The organism is Acidovorax sp. Q11, assembly GCF_054950075.1.
Map to the genome: position 1 here is coordinate 1 of NZ_JBUDZG010000036.1, position 21,805 is coordinate 21,805.

Genomic DNA, 21,805 nt, shown 5'->3' on the forward strand with positions numbered 1-21,805 from the left:
GATCGCGCTCCTGTCGAAGAAAGAGGCCGATTGCCTCGCTCGCCAACATAGACAGGGGCGCGATGTGTAGTTACTGTCAGGGCCTTCGCGGCGGGCTACCGCGCGAGCGGTTTAGTCCTCTGGCCGAAAGCCGAAGTCTAGCCTCGGAGTTCAGATTGGGCTCCTGGCGGGGTCACGCGCCACTACCTAGGTTGCAACTTCGTTTCAACGATACGTTTCGCGTTGTCCCGGCATAGCCCAAAAAGTCCCAGTTATCACACCGCATGGGGGGTTGGTCAGCTCTACCCCCTTCAACAAGGCTCCGCGACTCTCCGGGCTTCAGGTACTTCACCGAAAATTTCAAACGATAACCATTCGCATTACAATTCATCACTTCTCCGCCAGCCAACGTCCCCTGCCACGTGAGCCAGCGCCCCCAGCGTTTGTTGTCCGCTCAATTTCATCGGGACCCCCATGCCTTCTCAGCCCCTGCGCTCTGCGCACGCCCCGCGCTTGCCATCCGTCCGCGCGGCCACTCTTTTCACCCTGACCCCGCTGGCCCTGTGCCTCGCCCAGGCCGCCATGGCACAGCAGCCCAGCACACCGGCAGCAGACCCGGCAACGGCCGCGCCCCAGCTGCAAGAAGTCCGCATCAACGCCAGCACCGAAAAGGACATGGGCTTTGCGCCCGTGGAGGCGCAGACCGCCAGCAAGGCGCCCATGCGCAGGCTGGAAACCCCGCAGTCCGTCAGCGTGGTCACGCGCGAGCAGATGGAGTCGCGGCAGATCGTGAACGTGCAGCAGGCGCTGCAGACCGTGGCGGGTGTGAGCCCGGTCAACTTTGGGCGCCGGGGGTTTGACGATATCAACATCCGCGGCTTTCGCTCCTCCGAGTCGATCCTGATCGACGGTCTGGTGCAAAGCCCCGGCATGTGGACCAAGCTGCAGACCTATGGCTACGAGCGGTTCGAGGTGCTCAAGGGCTCGGCCTCGGTGCTGTACGGCCAGGTGCAGCCGGGCGGCATCGTCAACGCGGTAAGCAAGCGGCCCAAGAAGGAGGCGATCAACGAAGTCGGCGTGGAGGTGGGCAGCTTTGGCCAGCGCACGCTGCAGGCCGACATCAACCGGCCTCTGTCGGAATCGGGCAAGACGGCGCTGCGCATCAATGCCCAGGTGTCGGATGCGGACGACCCGACGCAGTTTGTCTACCGCAAGGACCGCTGGTTTGCGCCGTCGCTGTCCATCGACTTGGGCGCACAGACCGACCTGGTGCTGTTTGCTACCTACAGCCAGAGCGAGTGGATGCGCCAGCAGGGCATCACGCCCTATGGCACGGTGCTGCCCAACCGCAATGGCACTCTGCCGCGCACGATGTTCACGGGCGATCCGGCCTTTGGCCCCTACGACGTCGAAACCACCTCGCTGGGTTATGCACTGGAGCACAAGGTGTCGGATGCGATGACCTTCCGCCAGAACGTGCGCTACGAAACAGAGAAAGGCACGGGCAACTTTGTCTCCAATCTGGCGCTGCAGGCCAACCAGCGGCTGCAGAACCGCCAGGCATCTCGCCAGTACATGGACTACGACCTGCTGGCCACAGACACCTCGCTGCTCTCGCGCTTCGAGGCGCTGAGCGCGCGCCACCAACTGGTGACGGGCCTGGATGTGCGCAGCGGCCACAGCCTGCTGGCCAGCCGCACCTGCCGCATCGGCGCGCTGGACCTGTTCGCGCCCGTTTACGGCATGCAGGCCACCTGCCCGGCCGCGCTTACAGCCGATGCGCCCTCCAAGCTCACCGTGGCAGGCCTCTACGCGCAGGACCAGATCAAGTTCGGCCAGGGCTGGACGGCCTTGGTGGGCCTGCGCCGCGACTGGTCCACCACCGATACGAACAACCGCGTGGCCAAAACGCAGACGCGCCAGAAGGACAGCGCCACCACGCTGTCGGCCGGGCTGGTGTACGAGTTCAAGCCCGGCTGGGCAACGTACGGCAGCTACGGCGAATCCTTCCTGCCCCAGTCGGGCCTGACGTTTGCGGGCTCGCCTTTCGTGCCCGAGACCGGCAAGCAGTGGGAAGCGGGCGTGAAGTACGAGTCGCCCAACGGCCAGATCACTGGCGCGCTCGCCATCTTCGACCTGGTGCGTGAGAACGTGACCACGGCCGACCTGGTGAACACGGGTTTCAGCGTGCAGACCGGCGAGCAGCGCGCACGCGGGCTGGAGCTGGAGCTGGGAGCGGACCTGAAGAACGGCTGGAAGCTGACCAGCGCCTACACCTACACACAGACCAAGGTCACGCGCGACAACAATGCCGCCATCGTGGGCAAGCCACTCAACCTCACGCCGCGCCACACGCTCACGGCATGGGCCACGTACAAGCTGCCGCAATACCAGCGGGTGACGCTGGGCCTGGGCGGGCGGTATGTGAGCGAGCAGATCGGCTCCTACCCCTTCACACTGCCGTCGTACTTTGTGGCCGATGCGTCCATCAGCTACGCGGGCGACAACTACCGCGTGACGGCGGGCGTGAAGAACGTGTTCAACAAGGCGTATTACGACGGCGCGATCAACGCCAACGTGGTCTCGCCCTCGCTGCCACGCAACTTCAGCCTGGGTGTGACGTACTTCTTCTGACGCAGCGCTCCACCCCCGCCGCCCGCACGCCATGACCAGCCAGCGCACGCTCAACCGCCTGTTCACCCTGCACTCCTGGGCGGGCATCGTCACGGGGCTGCTGATGTTCATCGTGTGCTTTTCGGGCGCGGTGGTGGTGTTCAAGAACGAGATCGACCTGTGGGCCAACCCGTCACTGGCCCAGCTGCCCCGCGCTGAGAAGCCCGCCCCGCTCGACGCGGTGCTGGCGCAGGTGCATACCCACTACCCCGGCGCGACGGTGGAAACCATTGCGCTGCCCGATGCGGTCAACCCGAGCTACTTTGCCTTTGTACGCGAGCGCGGAGCCCCTGCCAACACGCGCACCAAGGTGGCCTTGCGCTCCGACACGGGCACGGTGGTCGGCCCGGTGGACAGCCAGCTGGGCCAGTACCTGCGCATGCTGCATGTGTTCCTGTTCTTCGGGCCGCGCTGGATTGTGGGGTTCCTCGGCATGGCCATGCTGGTGCTGATTGCCACGGGCATCGTCATCCACCGCAAGATCCTGGCCGAGCTGTTCACCCAGCGCTGGGGCCGCAGCTTTCGGGTGGTGATGTCGGACCTGCACAAGTCCGCAGGCATCTGGGGCCTGGGCTTTCACATCCTGATCGCAGCGACGGGTGCATGGATGGGCCTGGCGCCGCTGTTTGAGCAGGGCTACAAGTACGTGACCACCAGCACCGATGCCACCGCCCCCAAGCCAGCACGCAAGGCGGGCGGTGACGCCACCGAGCCGGTGCCCATGCAATCGCTGGATGCGCTGTACGCCACCGCGCAGCAGGCTGTGCCCGGCCTGGAGGCGCGCTACGTGTCGCTGCGCCGCTGGGGCACCAGCACGGCCGAAGCGGGCTTTACCGGCAATCTCAGCAACCACCTGGCCAGCACGGCGCGGGTGGACATCCACGCCGCCACCGGCGTGCCGAAGAAGGTGCACGACCCGCGCACGGCGGGCTTCTGGTCGCTGGTCAACGGCCTGATGGAGCCGCTGCACTTTGGCGACTTTGGCGGGCTGGCGCTGAAGTGGCTGTATTTCTTTTTGGGCATGACGCCCGCTTTTTTGTCCATCTCGGGCACGTTGATCTGGCTGGATGCGCGCCAGCAGCGCAGGCGCGAGGCCGAGGCCACACAGGCCACAGCGGGCGGCATCGCGGCTGCGGGCTGACACCAACGCCAAGCGTCCCCCTTCATAGCTTCACAGCTTCGCTCCCCATGCAACGTTTCTTTCTGGCCCTGCATGCCACCACGCCCGCCGCGCTCATCGTGGCGGTGTTCGTGCACCTGTGGGGGCCGGCGGGCCTGCCTTCGCTGGCGCAGCGGCCCGTGTGGGCGGTGTGGGCACTCATCGGCGTGTGGCTGCTGCTGTCGGCCCTGGCCGCCTGGGCGCTGCGCACGCTGGCGCTGTGGCGCGTGGCACTGGGCGGCGCGGGCGGGTTGCTGGCCCTGGCGGGCGCCGCGGGCCTGGTGCTGGGCAGCGCGCTGGCGCCCGCCATGTTCGCCAGCCTCGCCGCCGTGGGCCTGGCCTGCGCGGGCATCGCGGCCTTTATCGGGCCCCAGCGGGTGCAGGCGCCCCGGCGCAAGGCGGTGCGCCATGCAGCGGCCGCCGCAGGCACCAAAGCACATCCCGCCACAGCCCGCCACCGTTGGCACCCGCGCGGCTGGGGCCGTGGTGTGGTGCTGGCCCACGGGCCGTTCTGGCTGAGCGGTGTGCTGGCGGTGGAGTCGTTCCGCCTCGCCCATATCGTCGCGGCCGAGCCCGCACGCTCGTCGGGCATGCTGGGCCTGCTGCTCGCCTTGCTGGTGGCCCTGCCCGCCGCCACCCTGCGCCACTGGACACCCCGCACCTCGGCCGCACTGTGGCTGCTGGCCGCGCTGGCCTATGGCGGCCTGGTGGCCAAGGCGGGCCTGTGGCAATGGGCGGCTGCAGCGGCCCTGTGCATGGTGGCCGCTGGCGCGCCGCTGTTGCGGCAGCAGCACCTGCGGCGGGCACTGCGGCGGCGGCCAGCGCAGGCCACCAGCCACCACCCCTCGGAGGCCGCATGACCGCAGAACTCATAGGCGCCAGCGCCGCGCTGGCCTCACTGGTGGGCCTGACCCTCTGGGCACGGGCAGTGCCAACCCGCGCCTGGGGCGACGGCAGCACGGGCCGCGCCCAGGCCTGGGCCGTCGCGCTGGGCACACTGGCGCTGCAAACCATGGCCGCCATCACTGCGGCCGGGCCCACGGCGGGGGTGGCCCTGGTCATCGCCGCCTGGATGGCCCTGGGCTGGCTGCTGGTGCTGGCCATGAACCTGTGGCCACAGGCGACACTGCGCTGGGCGCCACGCCTGGGGGCGCTGGGTGGCGCGGGTTGTGTGGTGGCGCTGGGGTGGCTGCTGGTGCTGGGGTAGGCGGTGGGCGCTGCGCCAGGCGCTTCTCTGCGTGTATGCCCAACCTGATATTTGAGAAAAAACAGGCCTTTGCGCGCAACCACCATGCCCTTGTAGCTATTATTTTTATAGCAAAAACTCTCTGCACCGTACCCGGGCCCACCGCTGCCTCACGGCACAATCGCGCCCATGGATCAGTTGCTCGATGCCCCCTGGGTGCACACCCTGCGCTTTCTTCTGGAAGTGGCCGCCACCGTGGCGTTTGCGCTGTCAGGCGTGATCGCTGCCGCACGCAAGCGGCTGGACGTGGTGGGCGTGTGTGTGGTGGCCTTTGTGGCAGCGTTCGGCGGCGGCACGCTGCGCGACCTGCTGCTGGACCAGCGGCCCTTCTTCTGGGTGCGCCACACGGGTTTTGTCTGGGGCATCCTGGCCCTGTGTGTGGGCGCCATGCTGTTCATGCGCCAGCGCCACTTCAAGCCCACCGAGCGTGCCATGCTGCTGCCCGACGCCATTGGCCTGGGCCTGTTTGCCGCCGTGGGCGTGGACATTGCCACCGCCATCGGCATGCCTCCCATCATCAGCGTGATGATGGGTGTGACCACCGGCGTGTTCGGCGGCGTGCTGCGCGACGTGCTGTGCAACGAGGTGCCCCAGGCCTTCAGCGACCACCGGCCCTATGCCCTGTGTGCCTTTGCCGGTGGCTGGGCCGACGTGGCCCTGCGCCACCTGCAAGCGCCCGACTGGGCACCGCTGGTGGTCTGCGTGCTGCTCACGGCCGGGCTGCGCGGGCTGGCGCTGTGGCGCAACTGGGAGCTGCCTGCGTGGCGGGTGTGAGGGGGGCATCGGCCCCCCTGCCGCGCAGAGCTGGCGCGCCTGTGACAGCATCGGGTGCCCGGGGCCCGCACACTGGCCTTAGAACCTGTTCAAGATCTTTTCGGGGATCGCATTGGAGTGCAATCGGGAGGAGTGGATGCTTCGGGTGCGCCGCATGGGCTCGTGCCCATGCAAGCAGCCGGGGCTTCCAATCGCCCGATTTCACTCCAACCCTTCGGGCAAGTGCCTTGCCGGGCGGTCTGCGGCGTTGCAGCGCTTGCCAATAGCCGAGCTATTGGCGGCGCACTGCGCCTAGCATCCCATCCCGGCAAGGTACTTGTGCGACCCCGAAAAGACCTTGAAAAGGTTCTTAGTCCGACTGCAGGAGACACACCACAATGACCACCGCACCCACGCCCGCCCACCTGCGTGCCACGGCCCTTATCGACAGCGACGCACCTTCCATCCAGGCCTTTGCCGCCCAACACGCGCGCGGCACCACCGACCGTGACCGTGCCGTGGCCCTGTACCTGGCCGTGCGCGACGGCTTTCGCTACGACCCCTACCGCATCGACCTCTCGCCCCAGGGCATGGCGGCCAGCACCGTGCTGGCCAACGGCCACGGCTGGTGTGTGCCCAAGGCCGCTCTCCTCACCGCCGCATGCCGCGCGGCGGGCATCCCCGCGCGCATGGGCTTTGCCGATGTGCGCAACCACCTCAGCACCGAGCGCATGCGCGAGACCATGAAGACCGACCTCTTCATCTGGCACGGCTACACCGACATCTGGCTCGACGGCGCCTGGCGCAAGGCCACACCCGCCTTCAACATCGAGCTGTGCGAGCGCTTCGGGCTGCTGCCGCTGGAGTTCGATGGCGAAAACGATTCGATCTACCACCCGTTCGACAAATCCGGCGCGCGCCACATGGAATATGTGCACCAGCGCGGCGCGTTTGACGACATGCCGCTGGCGCAGATCGTGGCGGACTTTCGCACGGTGTACAGCGGCTGGCTGCCCGAAGACGGCGCCACCCACAGCAGCCTGGAGGGCGCCAGCTTTGCGCAGGATGTGGAGAAGGAGGCCCGCGCATGAGCAGCCATGCCGAGATCCCGCCGGGCTTTGCGCCGCTGCAGTCCGGCGGCCCGTTCATCCAGCACAACGGCCCGCTCTACTTGCGCCACGAAGGCAGCGTGGTGCAGTTCGGCTTTCGCGTGGAGCGCCGCCATGTGAACCCCATGAACAACCTGCACGGCGGCATGATGGCCAGCTTTTGCGACATGCTGCTGCCGCTGTCGGTGCACCGCAAAAGCGACCAGGTGGCCGACCGCTTCCTGCCCACCATCAGCCTGCAGATCGACTACCTGGCCCCCGCCCCGCTGGGCGCCTGGGTGCAGGGCGAGGCCGAGCCGCTGCGCGTCACGCGCTCGCTGGTGTTTGCTCAGGGCCTGGTCACCGCCGATGGCGTGCCCTGTGCGCGGGTGAGCGGGGTGTTCAAAATCGGGCCTGCAGTGCCCAGCAACGCTGTGGAGTGAACCCCGCAGGCCCGGCATGGCGGCGCGTGGCAGCACGCCCTTGTGCTGAGCGCCCCCTTGGTTGCATGGCCATGCTGGCAGCCCAGCACCGATTAATCCATAGATGTTATTTTTTCTCACATTCATGTGCATCTATGAATAATTCATACCATTCAGCTCTTGTTCTCGTGCATCATCGCAATTAATTCCTAGATGTTCAAAAATATCGTCTTGAACTAATATCTATGAATGCCATCTCAAAACACCAAGCCCGCTGACTACCCCCAGGCGGTCCTTCAGCAGATCGCGTTGCTCGCGCAGAACATCGTGATTGCTCGCAAGCGCCGCAAGGAAACGCAGGCCCAGTGGGCCCAACGGCTGGGCGTGTCGCAGCCCACCATGGCGCGCATTGAGCGGGGCGACCCGTCGGTGTCGATGGCGTCGTATGTGATGTGCATGTGGCTCATCAACCAGGCCCAGGGGCTGGCCGATCTGATTGCGCCGCAGAACGACCTGGCATCGCTGGAGCTTGAGGTGGCCAGAACCCAGCCCCGGGGCGCTGCACGGGCTACGGCGCAGAAGCGGGCGCCCTCCCCCCAAAAAAATTCGACAAAGCCTGCAACAAGCGAAGCACAAGACTCCTCCTTACCACTTGCATCAAAAGCCAATGCGCCTATCCATCCAAGGGCGTCACACCTTGCAGGAAAAGAGCGCTCGTTCTTGGGAATAAATCAGACGGATGCAGCGAAGAAGGCAGCTTGGATGGCGGCTGGACTGGGCCACGAAGAACAGGTCAAGAAGGCCATGCAGATAGCCCCCGGGCTGGGCCACGATGAAGAGATTAAAAGAGCCCTTGGTATTGCAGGAATCGGCGCGCCCGAGCGCCAACCCAACAGCACCGCCGCAGGCTTGGCCGCACTGATCTCGGGCCAGAAGAAAGCGCGGCCATGAGCCAGCAGCCCCACGCGCAGCAGATCACGCCGCGCTCCTATGTGCCGCAAGACACGCTGTATGTCTGGGCGCTGGTCAACCCCGCCCAGCCGGTACTGACCGGGGCGGTGGGGTTGTCGCAGCTGGTGCCCAACTGCGCCACCTTCAGCTACGCCGCAGACTGGTGGGAGTTTGCGCTGAGCGAAGACCTGCCCCTGCAGGCAGGCCAGATGTTCAGCGCAGGCCACAAAGACAGCGCACCAGGCGCCATAGACGACGCGCGGCCAGACCGCTGGGGCGAGCGCATCATCCTCTACATCGACCGCCCTGCGCGCCTGTCGATTCTGGAGATGCTGCTGTTCGCTGGCGACGACCGCTTTGGCGCGTTGGGAATATCCACATCGGCCGAGCACTACATTCCCCGCCGCATTGGGCCGTATCCGCAACTGCGCGATCTGGAGGCCATGGTGCGGGCGGTGGAAGACGTGCAGTCACAAGCCCCGGTCACGCCAGAGATCCAGCGGCTGGTGCAGCCTGGCGTAACACTGGGCGGTGCCCGGCCTAAGGCGCTGCTGCAAACCGACAACGGGCCGTGTGTCATCAAGTTCAGCGAGCTGGACGACCCCGTGGACACGCCCCTCGTCGAGCACGCCACCATGACGCTAGCGGCCCTGGCAGGAATTCGTGTGGCGACCACGGGCGTTCTGCCCATTCCATCGCGACTGGGCCGTGGGCCACAGCGCCATGCATTGACGATCCAGCGGTTTGACCGCGTGCAACTGGACACCCTGAGCCTGCGCGTGCACTGCATCTCCGCTAAGACTGCGCTGGCGGCGGCAGGCCTTGCAGATAAGAATAGCTATGGCGCGTTGGCCACCGTGCTGCAACGCAAGGCACACCCCGACCGGCAAAAGGCGCTGCGCGAAGAGCTGTTCAGGCGCATGGTGTTCAACATCCTCATGGACAACACCGACGACCACGAGCGCAACCACTGCCTGCGGCTGGGCTTCGATGGCTACTACGACCTGGCTCCAGCGTTCGACGTTGTGCCCACACTGCAAAAAATGGGCTACCAAGCGATGGTGGTGGGCCGGCACGGCACGCAATCCACGGTGGACAACGCGCTGACCGAGTTGAGCGAGTTCGGCATCACCCGGGCCCGGGCCATCGCGCTGATTCAGGAAGTCGCCCAGGCGGTCGAGCAATGGCCTCGGCATTTCCTGCAGCATGGCGTCTGCGCTGCAGACATGGAGCAATTGGCGGCCAGCATCGACCGCGATGCGCTCCGGCAGCAGCGCCTGGCGTTCTGCTGAGCTTGCTTCTGCGCAGGCCTCAACGCCTCTCAGCGCTCTTGCTCACCTAGCCGCTCCACCACAAACTCCACAAACCGCGCCAGCTTGGGCAGTTGCCGCCGATCGGGCGCGTACACCAAGTGCACATCGCGCTGTGCGGGCAGGCAACGCTGCAGCACGGGCACCAGCGCGCCGCTGGCCAGGTCGTCGGCCAGTAGCACCTCAGGCTGCATGACGAGACCCAGCCCACGCAGCGCCGCCTGGCGCAGGCCATCGCCCTGGTTGCAAACGAAGCGCGCGTTCTCGGGCCAGAAGAACTCCTCGTTGCCATCGCGCAGCGTCCATTCCACACGGCGCTGCCACACCGAGTGGCTCAGGCACTGGTGGCGGGCCAGGTCGGCCGCGCCCTGTGGCGTACCATGGCGCTCCAGATAGGCGGGCGTGGCGGCAATCACCATGCGGTAGGGGCGCAGTGAGCGGGCCACCAGGCCTTCGTCCACGATGCGGCCGATGCGGATGGCGGCATCGAACCCCTCACCCGCCATGTCCACCACGCTGTCGGTGAGCTGCAGGTCCACACGCACCTGCTCATGGCGCTGCAGAAACTCCGCCACCAGTGGCGCGATGACATGGCTGCCCAGGGTAAAAGGCGCACTCACCCGCAGCAGGCCCTGTGGCACGGCGCGGCTGCGCTCCACGGCCGATTCGGCCCAGCGCACCTGCTCCAGCACGCGTTTGCTGTCTTCGTAGAACGCAGCGCCCACCTCGGTCAGGCTGTTCTGGCGCGTGCTGCGCTGGAACAGGCGCGCGCCCAGGTGGGTTTCGAGCTGCTGGATGTGCTTGCCCACCATCACCGCCGACACCTGCAGCTGGCGCGCGGCGGCGGCAAAGCTGCCGGCTTCGACCACGGCCACCATGACTTCCATGTTGCGCAGTTTGTCCACGGCGGATTCCTAATCAATGGTTAGCACAAGAAGAACTTCAATGTACTTTATGCATTGATTGATTCGTAAAAGAATCGGGGCCTGTCTGTTCCTCCACCCGTTCTTTTTCAACCTTCAAGGAAAACACCATGTCCAAGATTCTTCTCATCGGCGCGAGCGGCACCATCGGCCAGGCCGTACTGGCCAACCTGGGCGCACGCCACGAGGTGATCACCGTGGGCCGCAGCAGCGGCACGCACCGCGCAGACTTTTCGCAGCCGGGCGCGGTCGCAAAGCTTTTCGAGGCGGTGGGCAACGTCGATGCCATCGTGAGCACCGCAGGCAACCTGCACTTTGGCCCGCTGACGGAAATGACTGCCGAGCAGTTCAACCTGGGCCTGCAGGACAAGCTCCTGGGCCAGGTGCAGCTGGCGCTAGTCGGCCAGAAGTACCTGACCGATGGCGGCTCCATCACGCTGACTGCGGGCATCCTGTCGATCGAGCCCATCCGCAACGGCGCCAGCGCCACGGCGGTGAACGCCGCCATCGAGGGCTTCGTGGCCGCCGCCGCCATCGAGTTGCCGCGCGGCCTGCGCATCAACGCCGTGAGCCCCACCATCCTCACCGAATCGGTGGGCGTGTACGGGCCGTTCTTCCCGGGGTTTGACACGGTGCCTGCCGAGCGTGCCGCGCGCGGCTACCAGCGCAGCGTGGAAGGGGCGCAGACGGGGCGGGTGTACCGGGTACAGTGAGCCACACCACCTGGATTTGAAAGAAAAATAGCTGCTACCGCCCGTCTAACAAGCGGCAGCAGCTATCAATTTGGTAGCTATGGTGATCGAAGGCGCAGATCAGTCCAAACTCGCGCCCGACTCTTTGACCACCTTGCCCCACTTCACCGACTCGGCCTGGATGAAGGCGGCAAACTGCTCAGGCGTCTCGCTGTAGGTCTCGGCGCCCTGCTCGTTGATCTTCTTCTTCACCTCGGCCTGGTTCAGCACCTTCACCAGTGCGGTGTTGAGCTTGGCCAGCACCGGCGCAGGCGTGCCAGCGGGCGCGAACATGCCAAACCACGAGGTGGCTTCATAGCCGGGCACACCGGCTTCGGCGATGGTCGGCACATTGGGCAGCTCGGGCGAGCGCTTGGCCGTGGTCACGGCAATGGGCACCAGCTTGCCACTGCGCACGTGTTGAATGGCCGAGGGCATGTTGTCGAACATGATGCCGATCTGGTTGCCCAGCAGGTCGGTCACAGCGGGTGCGCTGCCCTTGTAGGGCACGTGCACCATGTCCACCTTGGCCAGGCTCTTGAACAGCTCGCCCGACAGGTGGATGGAGCTGCCGTTGCCCGACGAGCCGAAGTTGACTTTGCCCGGGTTGGCCTTGGCGTAGGCGATCAGCTCCTTCACGCTCTTGTAGGGCTGTGCCGGGTTGGCCACGAGCAGGTTGGGCACATTGGCCACGCGCGTGAGCGGTGCAAAGTCCTTGATGGGGTCGAACGGCATCTTCTTGTACAGGCTGGCGTTGATGGCGTGCGTGCCCACCGTGCCCATAAAAAGTGTGTAGCCATCTGCCGGGGCCTTGGCCGCCATGGCGCCGCCGATGTTGCCGCCCGCACCTGCGCGGTTGTCCACGATGACGGACTGGCCCAGCTCCGTGGTCAGCGCCTGGCCGATGATGCGCGCCAGGATGTCGGTGGTGCCGCCTGCGGCAAAGGGCACGACGATGGTGACGGGCTTGCTCGGATAGGCCTGGGCGAGCGCAGCGCTGCTGCCCAGCAGGCCGATACCAGCGAGGGCGGTGACTGCAGCGGCCGACAGCGCGAAGCGGCGGGTGGTGTGGATGGAACGGGTCATGGTTTGTCTCCTTCAAGAAGGTGGATGAATGAATGGGTCGGTGCCACCAGCACCGCGTGGGCCCGCGTCTGGCCGCGCCGTGGCCTCAACCGGGCGCCGAGGCCTCCGGACGAGAACGGGGGCACGCCCCTTGCGGGGCGGCAAGGAAGATCAGTTCAGGTTGCTAAACAGGCGCCACTCCCAGCGTGGTGCCTCCGCACACGTACAGCACCTGCCCGGTCACGAAACCGTTGTCGGGCGAGAGGAAAAACAGCGCCGCGCGCGCCACGTCATCGGGCGTGCCCATGCGGCCCACGGCAATGCTGTTCAGGATGCGCTGCGTTTGCGGCGCTCCGTCAGGGTTGCTCTGGCGGAAGAGTTCGGTGGCGATGGGCCCGGGGCCAATCGCGTTGACGGTGATGCCGTCACGCCCCAGCTCCATGGCCAGCGTGCGTGTCATGCCGATCATTCCGGCCTTGGTGGCCGAATACACGATGCGCTCGCCCTTGCCCAGTGCGGCGCGCGACGACATGTTGACGATGCGGCCCTGCCCGCTGGCGCGCAGCGTGGGCAAAAAGGCCTGCACCAGCAGCATGGGTGCACGCAGGTGCAGGCCAACCACGTCATCCAGTTGGGCTGTGGTCGCCGTGTCGATGGTGCCAGGGCGCGTGGCGCCCGCGTTGTTCACCAGCGCCGTGACGTTGTGTTTGGCCGCAATCTCGGCCGCGCGCTCGCGGGTCGATGCCTCGTCGGTCAGGTCGCCCTGGTACGAGGTGAGTTGCGGGTGGCTCCAGGTGGGCAGCACGTAGTCCAGGTTGACCACCGCGTGGCCCTGGGCCAGCACGGCCTCGGCAATCGCGCGGCCGATGCCGTTGCTGGCGCCGGTGATAACGGTGACGGGCGTGGGGTTGCGCTCGATCACGGTCACACGCGCTCCAGGATCACGGCAATGCCCTGGCCCACGCCGATGCACATGGTGCACAGCGCGTACTGGCCCGCATGTTCGTGCAGGCGGTTGACGGCGGTGGTGACCAGGCGCGCGCCGCTGGCGCCCAGCGGGTGGCCCAGCGCGATGGCACCGCCCCAGGCGTTCACGCGGGCGTCGTCGTCCTTGAGGCCCAGGGCACGCAGCACGGCCAGGCCTTGCGCGGCAAAGGCTTCGTTCAGTTCGATCACGTCCATGTGGTCGATCGTCAGGCCCGTCTGCGCCAGCACCTTTTGCGTGGCAGGCGTGGGGCCAAAGCCCATGATGCGTGGCGCCACACCGGCCACAGCCATGCCCAGCACGCGGGCGCGGGGCTTGAGGCCGTACTTGGCAGCATTGGCCTCGTCGGCCAGCAGCAGCGCGCAGGCGCCGTCGTTCACGCCCGATGCGTTGCCCGCCGTCACCGTGCCATCGGGGCGCACCACACCCTTGAGCTTGGCCAGCGCTTCGATGCTGGTCTCACGCGGGTGCTCGTCCTGGCTCACGATGATCGCGTCGCCCTTCTTTTGCGGGATGTGCACCGGCACGATCTCACGGGCCAGGTGGCCGGCCTTGATGGCGGCCACGGCGTTGAGCTGGCTGCGCAGGGCCATCTGGTCCTGGGCTTCGCGCTCAATCTTGAAATCCGTCGCCACGTTCTCGGCGGTTTCGGGCATGGAGTCCACACCGTACTTTTCCTTCATCAGCTTGTTGACAAAGCGCCAGCCAATCGTCGTGTCATACACCGCGTTGTTACGGCTGAAGGCCGACTCTGCCTTGGGCATGACAAAGGGGGCGCGGCTCATGCTCTCCACGCCGCCCGCGATCATCAGGCCCGCCTCGCCCGCCTTGATGGCGCGCGCTGCGGTGCCCACGGCGTCGAGCCCCGAGCCGCACAGGCGGTTGATGGTGGCGCCGGGCACGTCGATGGGCAGGCCCGCCAGCAGGCTGCTCATGTGGGCCACGTTGCGGTTGTCTTCACCGGCCTGGTTGGCGCAGCCATACAGCACGTCGGTCACTACGGCCCAGTCCACGCCGGGGTTGCGCTCCATCAGCGCCTTGATGGGGATGGCGCCCAGGTCGTCGGTGCGCACGCTGGAGAGCGCACCGCCGTAGCGGCCGAAAGGGGTGCGGATGGCGTCGCAGATGAAGGCTTGGCGTTGTTGGCTCATGGTTTTGTCTCCTCGTTTCTTGGGGGGTGGATTCGTTCAGGCGGCGGGGCGGATGGGCAGGCCCACCAGCTGCTCCAGCTCAGCGTGCGACAGGCCGGGCACGGTGTCGATGAGCTGCAGACCGGTGGGCGTGCAGGCCAGTGTGCACAGATCGGTGTAGATGCGCTTCACGCAGGCGACACCGGTGAGGGGGTAGCTGCATTGCGTCACGATCTTGCTCGCGTCCTGCTTGGTCAGCAGGTCCATCATGACCCAGGTCTGCTTGGCGCCGATGGCCAGGTCCATCGCGCCGCCCACGGCGGGGATGGCGCCGGGCTCGCCGGTGCTCCAGTTGGCCAGGTCGCCCGTGGCGCTGACCTGGAAGGCGCCCAGCACGCAGATGTCCAGGTGCCCGCCGCGCATCATCGCGAAGCTGTCGGCGTGGTGGAAGTACGCACCGCCAGGCAGCAGCGTGACGGGCTGCTTGCCCGCGTTGATGAGGTCGTAGTCCTCCAGCCCCGCAGCGGGCGCGGGGCCCATGCCCAGGATGCCGTTTTCGCTTTGCAGGATGACTTCGCGGCCCACGGGAATGTGGTTGGCCACCAGGGTGGGCTGGCCGATGCCCAGGTTGACGTAGGCGCCGTCGTGGATGTCCTGCGCCACGCGCTTCGCGAGTTCTTCTTTACTACGCTTTTGATAGCTGCTCATGCTTATTCTTTCTGCGCTTGGGGCCGATATCACGCGGATTTCTTGAATCCGCCCGCCTGCGTGGCCGTGCGGTCGATCTTCACCACATGCGTCACATAGATGCCCGGAGTGACGATGGCTTCCGGGTCCAGCGCGCCCAATTCCACCACCTCGTGCACGGTGGCAATGGTGGTCTTGGCAGCCGTGGCCATCACGGGGCCAAAGTTGCGCGCCGACATGCGGTAGGTGAGGTTGCCCCAGCGGTCGCCCTTCTCGGCTTTGACCAGGGCCACATCGCCATGGATGGGGTATTCGAGCACGTAGTGTTTGCCATTGATCTCGCGTGTTTCCTTGCCCGCAGCCAGTTCAGTGCCATAGGCCGTGGGGCAGAAAAAGGCGCCGATGCCCGCGCCCGCAGCGCGCAGGCGCTCGGCCAGGTTGCCCTGGGGCACCAGTTCCAGCTCCAGCTTGCCACTGCGATACAGGCCGTCGAACACATAGCTGTCCACCTGGCGCGGAAAGCTGCAGATTATCTTGCGCACCTGGCCCGCCTTGAGCAGCGCAGCCAGGCCCTGATCCGCATTGCCTGCGTTGTTGTTGACCACCGTGAGGTCCCGCGCCCCCTGGGCAATGAGGCCATCAATCAGCTCGCCCGGAATGCCGGCCGTGCCGAACCCACCTATCAACACCGTGGCACCATCCCTCACCCCCGCAAGGGCCTGGGCCACCGAGTCCGCCAGTTTGTTGATCATTGCAACGCTTTCTTGGTTTCTCTGTTGTCTCTTTGAAATTTGTTCACATATAGAACAAATGTTCGCTTAAAGAATTATAGTTGGTATACGTATGAATTCCCAAACCCCTGAAGCCAAAGACCCCAAACCGAGCGACAGCTATGTGCAGTCGTTCGCGCGCGGGCTCGAGGTGATCCGCTCGTTCAGCGCGGCCACGCCGCAGCAAACCTTGAGTGAAGTCGCCGCGCAGACTGGCCTGACCCGCGCAGGCGCGCGCCGCATCCTGCTTACGCTGCAGACGCTGGGTTATGTGGAGACGGACGGCAAGCTGTTTCGCCTCAGCCCGCGCATTCTGGACTTGGGGTTTGCGTACCTCTCATCGCTGCCCATCTGGAACCTGGCCGAGCCTGTGATGGAGGACCTGGTGGAAGAGGTGCGCGAGTCGTCATCGGCCGCCGTGCTCGACGGCCTGGACATCGTCTATGTACTGCGCGTGCCCACCCACAAGATCATGCGCACCACGCTGGGCGTGGGCTCGCGCCTGCCCGCCTGCTGGACGTCCATGGGCCGCATGCTGCTGGCCGGGTTGCAGGACGACGAACTGCAGGCCCGGCTGCAAGGCCACCCCATGCAGCGCTTTACCGAACACACCACCACGGATGGGGATGCACTGCTGGCCCACATCCGCCAGGCGCGGCAACAAGGCTGGTGCCTGGTGAACCAGGAGCTGGAAGAAGGTTTGATTTCGATTGCCGCACCGCTGACCAACCGCACAGGGCAGACGGTGGCGGCGCTCAACATCAGCGGCCAAGCCAACCGCACAAGTGCGGCGGTGATGCAGGAGACGCTGCTGCCTGCGCTGCTGAGCGCGGCCCGGACCATCTCGCGGATGATGGGTGCGCCACGCGGCTGACATCCGGGGATGGGTGGAAGACGCACTCAGCGCAACGAGCGGCCGGGGCTGAAAACCCGGTGGCCCTTGCCGTGCGTGGATGCAAGGCGCGGGGCATCAACACCAACCGCTCGCTGCGCTGAATGGGCTGAGGCACAACGGGCCCGCGCCCCAAGGCACAGGCCCAGCGAAACGCCTCAGCGCTTGCGAAAGCCCAGCACCAGCACCACGCCGCCGATCACCATGGCGCCCAGGCTCATCCACTGCGGGATGTTGACGGACTCCTTCTCCTTGACGGTCAGCTCCAGCGGGCCCAGCTTGGCCTGGGTGCTCTCCTTGGTGAAGCTGAAGCCCCCGGTCAGAAAACCGGCCAAACCCAGCACCAACAACAGCACACCAACGATTCGCATTGCATTCATGGCATTTCTCCCCATGCCGGGTTTAAAGGGCTGCAACAAAGCGGACCCGGCTCCTTGTCTTTGCGCCCAGCCAATGTAGGAGCCGCCCCCGCCAGTGCGGGTAGGACGCGGCCGCAGCACTGCGTAGCGCACAGGCGCGACCCTACAGCCCCCAAGTCAAAAGGCGCGTGCTACCCTCACGCCCCATGTTCAGCCCCTCCCAAGCCGATGTGCGCCGCTTTCTGTGTGGTGTGCACGCCAAGACCCAGAGCGGCGCCCCTATGGAAGCCATCGAGACGCTGGCCAGCCTGTGGATCGCCGAGCACCCCGAGTACCACGCCGACCTATCGGATGCCGATGCCGCCGTGGCGCGCAACTACGACGAAACGCCGGGGCAAACCAATCCGTTTTTGCACCTGTCAATGCACTTGTCGATCAGCGAGCAATGCAGCATCGACCAGCCGCGCGGCATCCGCCAGGCGGTCGAATTGCTCACGGCGCGGCTCGATTCGCTGCACGATGCCCACCACGCGGCCATGGACTGCCTGGGCGAAATGCTGTGGGAGAGCCAGCGCGCAGGCCGCCCGCCCGACGGCGAGGCCTACATCGCCTGCGTGCAGCGCCGCGCCACGCGGGACTAATCCCCGCACGGGTCGTGGCGGTCACAGCAGTTTGAACGCCAGCACCGCCACCAGCGTGGGTGGCAACGCGCCCAGCAGCAGGCCCAGCGGGTTGATAACGCCCTGCGAGAACTTCTCCTTCAGGATCGATGCCCCGGCCGGATTCGGCGCGTTGGCAATCACGGTCAAGCCGCCTCCCGTCACAGCGCCCGCCACCAGGGCCACCTTGAACTCGTCGCTGAGGCCCTCGACCAGCGAGCCCAGGTAGGTCAGCGCTGCGTTGTCGGTAAAGGCGGTGAGTGCTGCAGCACCAAAGAACACCGCATTGGCATCCATCTTCATGAGCACGGGCTGCAGCCACCATTGCTGCAAGCCGCCCAGCACCACCAGCCCGGCCAGGAAGAACGCCACCAGCAACGCTTCGCGCAGGATCAGCGGACTTTGGTGGCGCTGGTAGGCCGTGGTGAACCCCATGAAGAACAGGAACAGGCCCAGGAACACTGCGGGATGGTGGGCAAACACCACCACCAGCACCAGGAACGCGAGGTGAACACCCGCTACGGTCCACGGCACGGGAGACTCGGAGGCAGGGGTCTTGCGGCCCATGTGGCCCAGCTGGTTGCGGAAAATCAGCATCGCGATGCCCGCATTGATGACCACAGCCACCGCTGCCTTCCAGCCAAAGTGGGACACCATGAACCAGATGTCCCAGTTCCACTTGGCAGCCACCATCAGCACGGGCGGCGCCGCAAAGGAAGTGAGCGTTCCACCAATCGAGATGTTCACGAACAGCACGCCCAGCGTCGAATACTTGAGACGGCTTGAGGTGGGCTTTGAGAACAGCGTATCGCGCAGCATCAGGGCGGCCAGCGTCATCGCCGCCGGTTCGGTGATGAACGACCCGAGCAGGGGCACGAACGCCAGCACCACAAAGTACATGGCCATGCCGCGCTGCACGGGCAACATGGCTGCCAGCGCCCGCACCACGGCCCCGGCCAGCTCCAGGATGGGGCGGGTGGCAGCGATCACCATGATCGCGAACACAAACAAAGGCTCTGTGAAATTGCGCGAGTCCAGATAGGCCGTGGCCTCCTGTTTTCCGCTGATGGAAAACATGAACAGCATGAGCACCATGGCCCAGAAGCCAAAGACAACCTCCACCTCACCCAGCAGATGCCAGATGCCCGCATGCCGTGGCTGTGTGTGCGCCAGGTGCTCGAAGAACTTGGTGGAGAAGGTGTGGAGGATGGCCAGTCCGAACAGGACGGCGCCGATCACTTGGATCAGGGTCGGAGAGGAGTTCATGGGTCGCAGCGAAGCCGCGCGGCGGCCCGACCAGCGCATGAACCTGCCGAATCACCCTGATTGCGACACCCGCGCCCATTTTACAAAGGCCCACCAAAACCCCTTGTAGGCGCAGGACGCGTTCGGGTTCACCCAGAGACTGTGGCAAGGGCCCGCAGACCGGTGGGGGAGCCCCTCCACCCGCGTCACCGTAGCACCATGAAAAAAGCCCGCCAAGGCGGGCTTTCGGGTGCGGGGCCAGGTGGCCGTATCAGCGGAAACGCGACTGGGGCACCACGTGCAGGTCGCCTTCAACGCTGCTGATGTAGTTGGCCATAGCCTTCAGCTCCGCATTGGTGAACTGCTTGGCCACGCCACCCATGATGGCGTTGTTGCGGCCCACATTGGCGTTCTTCTCGACTTTGTAGGACTTGAGGGCCACAAAGAGGTAGTCGGCGTGCTGGCCTGCGATCTTGGGGTAGGAAGGATCGATGGGCTTGGCGAAGTTGTCGCCGTGGCAGGAGACACAAGCGCCCTTCTTGAGCAGCTCGGCCACTTGCACGCTGGGCTCACGGCCGGGCTTGGCGGGCAGCTCGGCTCCGGTCTTGCCATGTTGTTCGTAGTAGGCCGACACATCGGCGATGTCCTTCTCGGACAGCGATTCGGCGATGCCGCGCATCGTGGGGTGCTTGCGCTCGCCCTTCTGGTAAGCCACCAGGGCGGCGGTGATGAACTTGGCGCCTTGGCCCGAGATCATGGGCACCTTGTGGATCTCAGGAAAGCTGGCCTGGTAGCCAACGATGCCGTGGCAGCCAATGCACATGGCAATCTTTTGCTTGCCGGCTTCCACGTCGCCTTTGGCTTCCTGGGCATGGGAGACGGCGGTCACGGAAGCGACAGCCAGGGCAAATAGCGTGGTCAGCGTTTTGTTCATTTTGCGCGCACAATCTCGTGGAAGTTCAGCTCTGGGCTCTGATCAGCCGTTGATTATAGCCAGCGCCCTGTCAAGCCCATTCATCAACGATCCGGTGTTTTCCCCCATGAAATTCCAAGGCTCCCAGAACTACGTCGCCACCCAAGACCTGATGCTCGCCGTGAACGCCGCCATCACGCTGCAACGGCCGCTGCTGATCAAGGGCGAGCCCGGCACGGGCAAGACGATGCTGGCCGAGGAAGTGGCGCAGGCCCTGGACATGCCACTGTTGCAATGGCACATCAAGTCCACCACCAAGGCCCAGCAGGGCCTGTATGAATACGACGCGGTGAGCCGCCTGCGTGACAGCCAGCTCAACGATGGCGACAGCGCCGAGCGCGTGAAGAACATCCGCAACTACATCGTGCAGGGCGTGCTCTGGCAGGCCTTCACGGCCGACCGCCCCGTGGCGCTCTTGATCGACGAGATCGACAAGGCCGACATCGAGTTCCCGAACGACCTGCTGCGCGAGATCGACCGCATGGAGTTCTACTGCTACGAGACGCGCGAACTCATCAAGGCCAAGCACCGCCCGCTGGTGTTCATCACCTCCAACAACGAGAAGGAGCTGCCCGACGCCTTCCTGCGCCGCTGCTTCTTTCACTTCATCAAGTTCCCCGAGGCCGACACCATGCGGCAGATCATCAACGTGCACTTCCCCACACTCAAGAGCGAGCTGCTCAGTGTGGCGATGAAGACGTTCTACGACGTGCGCAACCTGCCCGGCCTCAAGAAGAAGCCCTCGACCAGCGAACTGATCGACTGGCTCAAGCTGCTGGTGGCCGAAGACATCCCGCTCACGGCCCTGCAAAGCGCCGACAACAAGGTGGCGGTGCCGCCACTGGTGGGCGCGCTGCTCAAGAACGAACAGGACGTGAGCCTGTTTGAGAAGCTGGTGTTCATGAACCAGCGAAACCGCTGATTTTTCGGACAGGCCGCACCATGAGCGCCCCCAACACCCCGTCTCTCGCAGACGGCATCTCTGACGCTGTCGGTTTTGTCGGCGGCGCCCTCATCGGCTTCTGGCTGGGCCAGTGGCTCGGCCTGGACATCTTCGCCCCCGGCTATGGCACCCCGGCTCTGTTGGGCATTGCCCTGGTGGGTCTGGGCGGCGGTCTGGGCCTGCATGCGGCCAAACGCTGGCAGGCCAGCCGCCGCAGCAAGCCATCCCAGGACTGATGAAGCGCCGAGAGCGAGAGCAACACCCATGGCTTTTGTAGAACCCATCACCCTGCGCGACCGGGGTGTGCGCCTGGAGCCCCTGGCCCTGTCGCATGAAGAAGGCCTTCGCCTGGCCGCAGCCGACGGCGAACTGTGGAAATTGCGTGTGACCTCGGTGCCTGAGCCCCAGGACACCCGCGCCTACATCGAAACCGCCCTGGCCACACGTGACCGCTTTGCATTCGCCGTGGTCGAAGAGGCCACCGGCAAGGTGCTGGGCTGCACCAGCTTTCACGACATCCTGCCCGCCGTAAAGCGGGTCGAGATTGGCTACACCTGGTACTGCCAAAGCGTACAGCGCAGCCATGTCAACACCACCTGCAAGCTACTGCTGTTGCAGCATGCCTTCGACACCCTGGGCTGCAACGTGGTGGGCTGGCGCACCGACAACTACAACTTCGCCTCGCAGCGCGCTATCGAGCGCCTGGGCGCCAAGAAGGACGGTGTGATCCGTGGCCACGCGCTGCGCCGCGACGGCACCATCCGTGACACGGTGATGTACAGCATGCGCGTGGGCGAGTGGCCCGAGGCGCGTGCGCAGTTGCTATACCTTTTGGAGCGCAACAAGCCCGCCTGACGCGCGC

General features: G+C 65.5%; 24 protein-coding genes. 15 read left to right on the forward strand and 9 right to left on the reverse strand.

The window, feature by feature from the left end; all coding sequences use genetic code 11:
* Positions 1-453: 453 nt before the first annotated feature.
* The 9 genes from ACYZGB_RS20115 to ACYZGB_RS20155 all read left to right on the forward strand — a co-directional run bounded on the left by ACYZGB_RS20115 (position 454) and on the right by ACYZGB_RS20155 (position 9,563).
* Entirely contained in the window at positions 454-2,613 is a 2,160-nt protein-coding gene (locus ACYZGB_RS20115) for a TonB-dependent siderophore receptor (RefSeq protein WP_462390617.1), read from the forward strand.
* Between the two features lie 31 nt (positions 2,614-2,644).
* Positions 2,645-3,793: a PepSY-associated TM helix domain-containing protein gene (locus ACYZGB_RS20120; RefSeq protein ID WP_462390618.1), complete on the forward strand. Its 1,149-nt coding sequence runs from the start codon at positions 2,645-2,647 to the stop codon at positions 3,791-3,793.
* 47 nt (positions 3,794-3,840) lie between these two features.
* The gene (locus ACYZGB_RS20125; protein ID WP_462390619.1) at positions 3,841-4,671 is read left to right on the forward strand and encodes a hypothetical protein; all 831 of its coding nucleotides are present in this window, start codon (positions 3,841-3,843) and stop codon (positions 4,669-4,671) included.
* Positions 4,668-5,018 (forward strand): hypothetical protein, encoded by a 351-nt coding sequence (locus ACYZGB_RS20130; protein WP_462390620.1) that lies wholly within the window; start codon positions 4,668-4,670, stop codon positions 5,016-5,018. The genes ACYZGB_RS20125 and ACYZGB_RS20130 overlap by 4 nt, the downstream gene beginning before the upstream one ends.
* 168 nt (positions 5,019-5,186) lie before the next feature.
* Entirely contained in the window at positions 5,187-5,831 is a 645-nt protein-coding gene (locus ACYZGB_RS20135; protein ID WP_137745912.1) for a trimeric intracellular cation channel family protein, read from the forward strand.
* 377 nt (positions 5,832-6,208) lie between these two features.
* Complete coding sequence (locus tag ACYZGB_RS20140; RefSeq protein WP_462390621.1) at positions 6,209-6,901, forward strand: transglutaminase-like domain-containing protein; 693 nt, start codon at positions 6,209-6,211, stop codon at positions 6,899-6,901.
* On the forward strand, positions 6,898-7,341 hold the full coding sequence (locus ACYZGB_RS20145; protein ID WP_094291371.1) for a PaaI family thioesterase: 444 nt from the start codon (positions 6,898-6,900) through the stop codon (positions 7,339-7,341). The genes ACYZGB_RS20140 and ACYZGB_RS20145 overlap by 4 nt, the downstream gene beginning before the upstream one ends.
* A 228-nt stretch (positions 7,342-7,569) precedes the next feature.
* Positions 7,570-8,271 carry a helix-turn-helix transcriptional regulator gene (locus ACYZGB_RS20150; RefSeq protein ID WP_462390622.1) on the forward strand — a complete coding sequence of 234 codons (702 nt, stop codon included), beginning with the start codon at positions 7,570-7,572 and terminating at the stop codon, positions 8,269-8,271.
* Positions 8,268-9,563 carry a type II toxin-antitoxin system HipA family toxin gene (locus ACYZGB_RS20155; RefSeq protein ID WP_462390623.1) on the forward strand — a complete coding sequence of 432 codons (1,296 nt, stop codon included), beginning with the start codon at positions 8,268-8,270 and terminating at the stop codon, positions 9,561-9,563. Before ACYZGB_RS20150 ends, ACYZGB_RS20155 begins: the two co-directional genes overlap by 4 nt.
* A gap of 29 nt (positions 9,564-9,592) precedes the next feature.
* Here ACYZGB_RS20155 and ACYZGB_RS20160 read toward each other — a convergent pair whose 3' ends face one another.
* Complete coding sequence (locus ACYZGB_RS20160; RefSeq protein ID WP_462390624.1) at positions 9,593-10,486, reverse strand: LysR family transcriptional regulator; 894 nt, start codon at positions 10,484-10,486, stop codon at positions 9,593-9,595.
* Between the two features lie 128 nt (positions 10,487-10,614).
* Between ACYZGB_RS20160 and ACYZGB_RS20165 the strand changes: the two genes are divergently transcribed.
* A complete protein-coding gene (locus ACYZGB_RS20165; RefSeq protein ID WP_462390625.1) occupies positions 10,615-11,217 on the forward strand; it encodes a short chain dehydrogenase in 603 nt (200 codons plus the stop codon).
* 99 nt (positions 11,218-11,316) lie between these two features.
* On the opposite strand, the gene ACYZGB_RS20170 is transcribed toward ACYZGB_RS20165, so the two are convergent.
* From ACYZGB_RS20170 to ACYZGB_RS20190, 5 genes are all read right to left on the reverse strand, one after another.
* Positions 11,317-12,321 (reverse strand): Bug family tripartite tricarboxylate transporter substrate binding protein, encoded by a 1,005-nt coding sequence (locus tag ACYZGB_RS20170; RefSeq protein ID WP_462390626.1) that lies wholly within the window; start codon positions 12,319-12,321, stop codon positions 11,317-11,319.
* Positions 12,322-12,484: 163 nt separating this feature from the next.
* Positions 12,485-13,228 (reverse strand): SDR family NAD(P)-dependent oxidoreductase, encoded by a 744-nt coding sequence (locus ACYZGB_RS20175; protein WP_462390627.1) that lies wholly within the window; start codon positions 13,226-13,228, stop codon positions 12,485-12,487.
* Positions 13,225-14,436: a 3-oxoadipyl-CoA thiolase gene (pcaF, locus tag ACYZGB_RS20180; protein ID WP_462390628.1), complete on the reverse strand. Its 1,212-nt coding sequence runs from the start codon at positions 14,434-14,436 to the stop codon at positions 13,225-13,227. Before pcaF ends, ACYZGB_RS20175 begins: the two co-directional genes overlap by 4 nt.
* A 36-nt stretch (positions 14,437-14,472) precedes the next feature.
* Complete coding sequence (locus ACYZGB_RS20185; protein ID WP_462390629.1) at positions 14,473-15,123, reverse strand: 3-oxoacid CoA-transferase subunit B; 651 nt, start codon at positions 15,121-15,123, stop codon at positions 14,473-14,475.
* A 29-nt stretch (positions 15,124-15,152) separates the two neighbouring features.
* A complete protein-coding gene (locus ACYZGB_RS20190) occupies positions 15,153-15,854 on the reverse strand; it encodes a 3-oxoacid CoA-transferase subunit A (RefSeq protein ID WP_462390630.1) in 702 nt (233 codons plus the stop codon).
* 91 nt (positions 15,855-15,945) lie between these two features.
* Between ACYZGB_RS20190 and ACYZGB_RS20195 the strand changes: the two genes are divergently transcribed.
* Entirely contained in the window at positions 15,946-16,746 is an 801-nt protein-coding gene (locus tag ACYZGB_RS20195; protein ID WP_462390631.1) for an IclR family transcriptional regulator domain-containing protein, read from the forward strand.
* Positions 16,747-16,922: 176 nt separating this feature from the next.
* Here the strand turns inward: ACYZGB_RS20195 and ACYZGB_RS20200 are convergent, their stop codons facing one another.
* Positions 16,923-17,144, reverse strand: coding sequence for a hypothetical protein (locus ACYZGB_RS20200; RefSeq protein WP_199865904.1), 222 nt, complete (start codon positions 17,142-17,144; stop codon positions 16,923-16,925).
* Between the two features lie 185 nt (positions 17,145-17,329).
* Between ACYZGB_RS20200 and ACYZGB_RS20205 the strand changes: the two genes are divergently transcribed.
* Positions 17,330-17,764: a DUF1841 family protein gene (locus ACYZGB_RS20205; protein ID WP_063458898.1), complete on the forward strand. Its 435-nt coding sequence runs from the start codon at positions 17,330-17,332 to the stop codon at positions 17,762-17,764.
* Between the two features lie 21 nt (positions 17,765-17,785).
* Here the strand turns inward: ACYZGB_RS20205 and ACYZGB_RS20210 are convergent, their stop codons facing one another.
* Together ACYZGB_RS20210 and ACYZGB_RS20215 are read right to left on the reverse strand one after the other, a co-directional pair.
* Positions 17,786-19,048, reverse strand: a complete 1,263-nt coding sequence (locus tag ACYZGB_RS20210; protein WP_462390632.1) for a putative Na+/H+ antiporter — start codon at positions 19,046-19,048, stop codon at positions 17,786-17,788.
* Between the two features lie 250 nt (positions 19,049-19,298).
* The gene (locus ACYZGB_RS20215; protein WP_462390633.1) at positions 19,299-19,961 is read right to left on the reverse strand and encodes a c-type cytochrome; all 663 of its coding nucleotides are present in this window, start codon (positions 19,959-19,961) and stop codon (positions 19,299-19,301) included.
* 106 nt (positions 19,962-20,067) lie between these two features.
* Between ACYZGB_RS20215 and ACYZGB_RS20220 the strand changes: the two genes are divergently transcribed.
* From ACYZGB_RS20220 to ACYZGB_RS20230, 3 genes are read left to right on the forward strand one after another with little or no spacing between them, the layout of a single operon-like run.
* Positions 20,068-20,922: an AAA family ATPase gene (locus ACYZGB_RS20220; RefSeq protein WP_063458900.1), complete on the forward strand. Its 855-nt coding sequence runs from the start codon at positions 20,068-20,070 to the stop codon at positions 20,920-20,922.
* Positions 20,923-20,942: 20 nt separating this feature from the next.
* A complete protein-coding gene (locus tag ACYZGB_RS20225) occupies positions 20,943-21,179 on the forward strand; it encodes a hypothetical protein (RefSeq protein WP_462390634.1) in 237 nt (78 codons plus the stop codon).
* A gap of 28 nt (positions 21,180-21,207) precedes the next feature.
* Positions 21,208-21,798, forward strand: coding sequence for a GNAT family N-acetyltransferase (locus ACYZGB_RS20230; protein WP_462390635.1), 591 nt, complete (start codon positions 21,208-21,210; stop codon positions 21,796-21,798).
* Positions 21,799-21,805: the final 7 nt, after the last annotated feature.